A 6,000-nucleotide genomic window follows, 5' to 3' on the forward strand; every position below is an offset into this window, starting at 1 on the left:
GATTGGGCGCGCCTCTTTCGGAAATCTCTTGGCATCGTTGCGTCTGCGATCGCCATTAACGACAGGCTTTACCCGACGTTATTCGTTGAAAACATTGACGCATTGGCAAGAAATGCGACTACGGATGAGAGGTTATATCCACGATCGTAATCTGGCGTTTCTCCGGGCCATAACACCAAAAGACGCGGTACGCCCCCGGCGTTTGATTTTGAGCGTACGCCTCAAACACCTTCTCCGTCTGATGGAAGGGATTCACGAGCGAGTGGTATTCGTGAATTTGCAGGCTGGGGTGCTTCGGGTTTGCTGCGAGCAATTGCAACGTCTTGTAGACTTGCTTAAAGAGCCCTTCGGATTTGCTCGACTTCGCCTTTTCCTTCTTTTTGCGCGAAGCAGCACTTGCTTCAGCAGCCGCCTTCAGCCGCGAATACTCCGCTTGGGCGCCGGCGGTCCAGCGGAGGGAAAACATCAGTCCTCAAGTTTCTCAACGAGCGCGGCGTCCTTGGCAAGATCGGGTGGATTCTTGCTGAATTTGCGCGCCTTGGCCTGAGCTAGCCCGCGCTGGACAGACGCTTTGGCCCTCGGGTTCTGATGCAACCACAACTCACGCTCGGGGACGACTGCGGCAACGATGACCCGAACCTCTGTTGCATCGATCTCCTCGATGATGACCGTCTTGTTCGCGAACCGTGGGCCTAGCGCAATGCGACCTTTGTCGTCGGCGGTCTTCGTGGTCACGGCGATTCCTCCCCCGTTGCGGTCTGTCATCGAGATCATACGACGCGGTGGGAAAATAGTCAAATGGGGTATTCCCACAATGCCGAATCCCGGTACCCGTCTCACGCCGAGCGTTCTAAGCCGCTTTCTTGGTGCAGCTTATTGTAGAGTGTCTTGAGGCTGATGCCGAGTTCCTCGGCCGCCTTGGGCTTGTTGCCCCCGTTGCGCTCGAGCGCCTGGTGGATCACCTGCATCTCCAGTTCGCGGAGCGTCATCGGGCCGACGGAGCGGATTTGCGGCGCTCGCGGTCGCCGGGCGTCGAATCGTTCGGGCAGATGCTCGACCGAGATGGGAAGCGATTCGCAGAGGATCGAGGCGTGCTCGACGACGTTCGCCAGCTCACGGACATTGCCCGGCCAGCCGTGCGATTTCAGCATCGCAGTGGCATCAGGAGTGAACATCTCGTCATCCGGTCGAACGTGCTGCCGGCAGCGCTGCAAGAGATGCCGCGCCAACGCCGGGATGTCGTCGATCCGCTGCCGTAGGCTCGGCAACAGGATTTCGAATGTGTTGACTCGAAACATCAAGTCTTCACGAAAGTCGCCATTTTCGACCATGTCGTCCAAACGACGATGCGTGGCGCAAACGAGCCGCACGTCGACCGTAAGCGATTCGTTCTCGCCGACGCGGCGGATTTCGCCACTTTCGAGCACGCGCAGCAGCTTGGCTTGCATCGCTTTCGGCAGCTCGCCGATCTCGTCGAGAAACATCGTCCCACCGTCGGCCACCTCGAACAGCCCGACGCGGTGCTCGTCGGCCCCGGTAAAACTCCCCTTGCGATGGCCGAACAGCTCGCTTTCGATCAAGTTCTCGGGCAGCGCGCCGCAGTTGATCGCAACGAACGGCTGATCCGCCCGCAAACTCTGCTCGTGGAGCGCTCGGGCCACCAGTTCCTTGCCGGTCCCCGTTTCGCCGAGGATCAGGACGCTGGAATGCGTCGGCGCCACTTTGGCGATGAGCTGGCGGACCCGATTCATGATCGGCGAATCGCCGACTAACCGCGTCGGGCCTTCCGCTCGCTCCAGCCGCCGCTTGAGCGCCCGATATTTGTTCGTCAGCTCGCGCTTCTGCAGCACGCGCTCGAGCAGCGTCTCCAACTCCGCCAGCTTGCAGGGCTTGGTCAGATAGTCGAACGCCCCATGCCGCAGCGCCGCGATCGCCGATTCGACCGAGGACTTTCCGGTGAGCACGATCGCGTCGGTGTCGGGCGACAGTTCCTTTGCCTTGGCGATCACTTGAATGCCGCTCAGGCCGGGCATGTCGAGATCGACGAGCAGGCAATCGTAGGTGTTTCGCTCGAGTGCGGCGGCGGCGGTGAGGCCGTCGGGGCAGACGGTCACTTCGTGGCCCATGCGGTCCAGCTCGATGCGCATGAGTTCCTGCAACGAGCGTTCGTCGTCCGCAAACAAGAGCTTGAGACGTTTACGCGGCTTGGTAACGATGGCTGCTCTCCTTGTGAGTTTCGACCAGTGGAAGAGTGACCCGGAACTGTGAGCCTTTGTCTGGGCCGGCACTGACGGCGTCGATCTGCCCGCCGTGATCGGCGACGATACGATACGCGATCGACAAGCCCAGTCCGGTCCCCTGGCCGCCGCGTTTGCGTGTGAAGAAAGGCTCGAATAAATGCTCGAGCACCTCGTCGGTCATGCCGCAGCCGTCGTCGGTGAAGACCATTTCGGCAAAGCCGGCGGCGGCGTGTAGCTCGATCGAAAGAGTGCCGCCCTGCTCGACGCTGTCTAGTGCATTGGTGATCAAGTTGAGCACGACTTGCTTGATTTCCTGCGGGTTGATCGGGGCGACGAGTGGCTCGCCCGGATGAAATAGAATCTGTTTTGCTTGATACTTGCCCAAATGGCGGACCATTTCGATCACGCCCTGGATCAACTCGCGGAGATCGGTGGTTTGATGCTGAACGTCGCCGAGCCGCGAGAAATCGAGCAACTTTTCGGTGATTTCCTTGCAGCGGAAGGCCTCCGTTTGAATCATTCGCAAATAGCGGCCGACGACGCCGGATTGCTCGCCGCCGGACGGCGCGATCTCCGCGAGGCGCCCCTCGAGCGACTCGGCGCACATGGCGATCGAGGCTAGCGGATTGTTGATCTCGTGGGCGACCCCGGCAGCCAGAAAGCCGACGCTCGCCAATTGCTCGCTCCGCACGACCTGCTTCGTGCGCACTTGCACCTGCCGATCGAGATCGTCGCGAATTGCCTGAAAGCGGGCCGTCATGTCGTTCATCGCGCCGGCCAGTTCCGACATCTCGTCGTGCGAGTCGATTCGGATGCGGTAGCCGAAATTGCCGGCCGCGACAAACCGCGAGCCCTTGATCAGCACCCTCAGCGGGCGGAAGACCCAGCGGTAGAATAGGTGAACGAATAGGCCGAACGCCGCCAGCGCCGTGACGGTGGTGATCCAAGTGAGGACGATCAGCGTAAGATAGCGGGTTTTGACCTCGCCGGCCAAATCGTGAATGCGGCGGTGTAGAAAGCCGGGCAACTGTCCCGCGAGCGTTTGGACGAGTTCGAGTTTTTCGTTCACCCTCTCGGCCCGCGATGGATTGAGCGGCCAATCGGGATCGCGAGTCAAAATGGCCACATTGCCCAGCGAATCGCGCAGTTGGCCGACCGTGGCTTGCTCCTGCTGATTGTTGCCTATGAGCAAGTCCTCCTCGTTGATCATGAGCTGATGGCGATACTCGTCGAGCGCCGTGCTGACGGCCTCGTACTTCGCGGCGAAACTCTGAACGAGCGGTCGAGCGTCCGGGTGTTCATTGCCCGGCGGCGATTTACGCAAGGGGAGCGTTTCGCCAAAGCTGACGCGGAGATCGCTCACGCGGCCTGCCAACTCGGTCGCCAGCGGCAGTTCTTCGGCCCGATTGCGCAGGCTGCGGACGAGGCTGCGATAGGCGTACACGCCGATGAAGGCGCTCACCGATAAGGTGACGACGATCGCCACCAATAGGCCGATGCCGACCAGCAGTTTGTCACGAATAGGCCATTTGGCGAGCACGGCGACCTCCCTGTCGCAGGCATTCGCGATTGCGTCCGGCGAACGCCTCCGAATCCAAAGGCGGCCGGCAGAATGATTTTGCGGGGCCGAAGTGTAGCAAAACGCTTCGTCCGGTCGTAGCGGAATTCGCCAGAATTCAGCGAGCTTTGCGGGTCCTCGGGATTCTGGCGAGTTTCACTCCGCGCTGCGCCTGGATTGACGCCAATTCTCGCTTTTTGTACCGTTTGCCGCGCTTCGCCCTGTGCATCGGCGCTTCTTTCCGCTGCTAGCATCCATCTGATCGAGGATCGACGATGGCCGACAGTCCGCCGGTCAACCTCTGGCCTGTTGTCGCCAAACTGCCGCCGAAGAAGCAGTGCGATTTGTGCGATGGGATTCACTTCCACTTGATCAGCCGGTTCGATCGCAAGGGAAAGCCGCTCGACACCGGGATTTGCTCGCGGTGCGGGCTGGTCGCCCATTGGAACATACCTAGCGACGCGGCGCTGAACGACTTCTATGCCACCCGCTACCGCGACGAATATCACGGTGAGCACACGCCGTCGGCCCGGCGCGTGATGCGGGCGTGGCGAAATGGCGAGAGGATTCATCGGCAGCTCGCGCCGCTCCTGAAACAGCGCGACGCGATCTTCGAAATCGGCGCCGGCATCGGGTGCACCGTCAAATGCTTTGAGCGGCAGGGGCATCCGGCGGCGGGCATCGAGCCAAATCAGGGATTTCAGCAGTTTTCCCGCGATCAACTGCACGCCCAGGTGAGCAGCGCGTATCTCTTCGACTTGCCGCCGCAGCCGAACCATGATGTGATCCTGCTGGTCCACGTGATTGAACATTTTCGCTCGCCGCGCGCGGCGCTCGATCATATTCATCGCATCGCGAGGCCGGGAGGACGGCTGTACGTCGAGTGCCCCAACCTCGGCGCCCCGTTCACCACGCGACCAAAGCTCTTTCACTATGCCCATATCCACAACTTCACGCCAACGACGCTGCGGATGATGGCCCGGCGCTGCGGGTTCGAGCTGGAACGGGAGTTCTCCAAATCGCACGATCCGAATCTGCAAATGCTCTTTCGGCGCGTCGACCAAGGTTACTTGGAGATCGATCCCGATAGCTGCCGGCAGACGCTCTCGGCCATCACGCGCTACGGCACGCTGGCTTATCACCTGCGTTGGAACTATCTGGCGCCGCGCGTGGCGAAGCTCTCGTCGTATCTCGCCGAGCGGTTTTTCGCCAGGCGTTATGTAGAACGGCTGCTGCGGGATTGCGAGACAGGTGCTGATCGGTCAGTGGCGCGGGCGGCATGAGACCAGCGTTTGTTTTGTACGTCAACGGCGGCCGCACCGACGCTGGCAGCACGCCGCGGCGGGGCGCGAGTAAATGCATGATTGCATCGCAGCGATTGCACGATCGGCTAATCCGGCGCCTGAGTCCGCGATGGTACTGGCTCTTCTTGGCGCTGGCCCTGGCGGTCTGGGGACTTACCGACGTTCGCAATCGGGGGCGCGTCGATCCCGATGATCCACTGGCCCATAAGACCGATTTTACGGTCTTTACGGAAGCCGGAGCGGCATTCTTCGATGGCCGCAATCCCTATGATGTCAGCAATCCGCGCGGCTGGCGCTATCTCTACCCGCCGCTGTTTGCAATCCTCGTCTCGCCGCTGGCCGCGCTGGACCCCCAGTGGCAAGCGGTCGTGTGGTTCTTAATTTCGCTGGCGTTCGCTTACGGCTGCTATCGCGAATCGATGCGTATTTGGAGATTGGTGGTAGCCGCTCGCGCGAGAAAACCATCTGCGGACGTTCAACGCGCGCCGCCGATCTGGCTCGGCGCGATCGCAGCCGCAACGCTCGCGCTGCCAGCGCTAAACTGCCTGCAACGCGGGCAAGTCGGTATCCTGGTCGTCTACCTGATGCAGCTCGGCTACCGGCTGACGACAGAGAACCGGTCGTGGTGGGGCGCGTTTGCCGGCGGCGCTGCGCTGGCCGGGGCGATCACGATCAAACTGACTCCCGCGCTGCCGGCCCTATTCCTGCTCGGAATGCTATTGCTGGCGGCCCATTCCAGCCGCTGGAACGGCGAGCCGACTCGCCGCTTCGCCGGAACTCTGGCGGGCACGGGATTGGGGTTGCTGTGGTTCATTTTCGTTCTTCCCGATTTGGCGATCGGCGACGCCGCCAATCTGAAGCACCTGCACACGTGGATCGACCGCGTCGTAGTCCACAA

The 6,000-nt window shown here is 61.2% G+C and carries 6 protein-coding genes; 2 read left to right on the forward strand and 4 right to left on the reverse strand.

Going from position 1 to position 6,000, the window contains the following annotated elements:
- Positions 1-118: 118 nt before the first annotated feature.
- The 4 genes from VGY55_09200 to VGY55_09215 all read right to left on the reverse strand — a co-directional run bounded on the left by VGY55_09200 (position 119) and on the right by VGY55_09215 (position 3,780).
- Complete coding sequence (locus tag VGY55_09200; protein HEV2970154.1) at positions 119-466, reverse strand: hypothetical protein; 348 nt, start codon at positions 464-466, stop codon at positions 119-121.
- Positions 466-735 (reverse strand): hypothetical protein, encoded by a 270-nt coding sequence (locus VGY55_09205; GenBank protein HEV2970155.1) that lies wholly within the window; start codon positions 733-735, stop codon positions 466-468. The genes VGY55_09200 and VGY55_09205 overlap by 1 nt, the downstream gene beginning before the upstream one ends.
- 101 nt (positions 736-836) lie before the next feature.
- Positions 837-2,216, reverse strand: a complete 1,380-nt coding sequence (locus VGY55_09210) for a sigma-54 dependent transcriptional regulator (protein HEV2970156.1) — start codon at positions 2,214-2,216, stop codon at positions 837-839.
- Complete coding sequence (locus VGY55_09215; protein HEV2970157.1) at positions 2,197-3,780, reverse strand: HAMP domain-containing sensor histidine kinase; 1,584 nt, start codon at positions 3,778-3,780, stop codon at positions 2,197-2,199. Before VGY55_09215 ends, VGY55_09210 begins: the two co-directional genes overlap by 20 nt.
- 293 nt (positions 3,781-4,073) lie before the next feature.
- Between VGY55_09215 and VGY55_09220 the strand changes: the two genes are divergently transcribed.
- The gene (locus tag VGY55_09220; protein HEV2970158.1) at positions 4,074-5,081 is read left to right on the forward strand and encodes a class I SAM-dependent methyltransferase; all 1,008 of its coding nucleotides are present in this window, start codon (positions 4,074-4,076) and stop codon (positions 5,079-5,081) included.
- On the forward strand, positions 5,078-6,000 hold a 923-nt coding region (locus VGY55_09225), incomplete at its 3' end, for a glycosyltransferase family 87 protein (protein ID HEV2970159.1). The genes VGY55_09220 and VGY55_09225, both read left to right, overlap by 4 nt.

The organism is Pirellulales bacterium (assembly GCA_035939775.1).
Lineage (GTDB): Bacteria > Planctomycetota > Planctomycetia > Pirellulales > DATAWG01 > DASZFO01.

Bases quoted from the DNA above. Each gene is read 5' to 3' on its own strand.
- VGY55_09200 (HEV2970154.1), bottom strand. From the start codon at position 466: ATGTTTTCCCTCCGCTGGACCGCCGGCGCCCAAGCGGAGTATTCGCGG.
- VGY55_09220 (HEV2970158.1), top strand. From the start codon at position 4,074: ATGGCCGACAGTCCGCCGGTCAACCTCTGGCCTGTTGTCGCCAAACTG.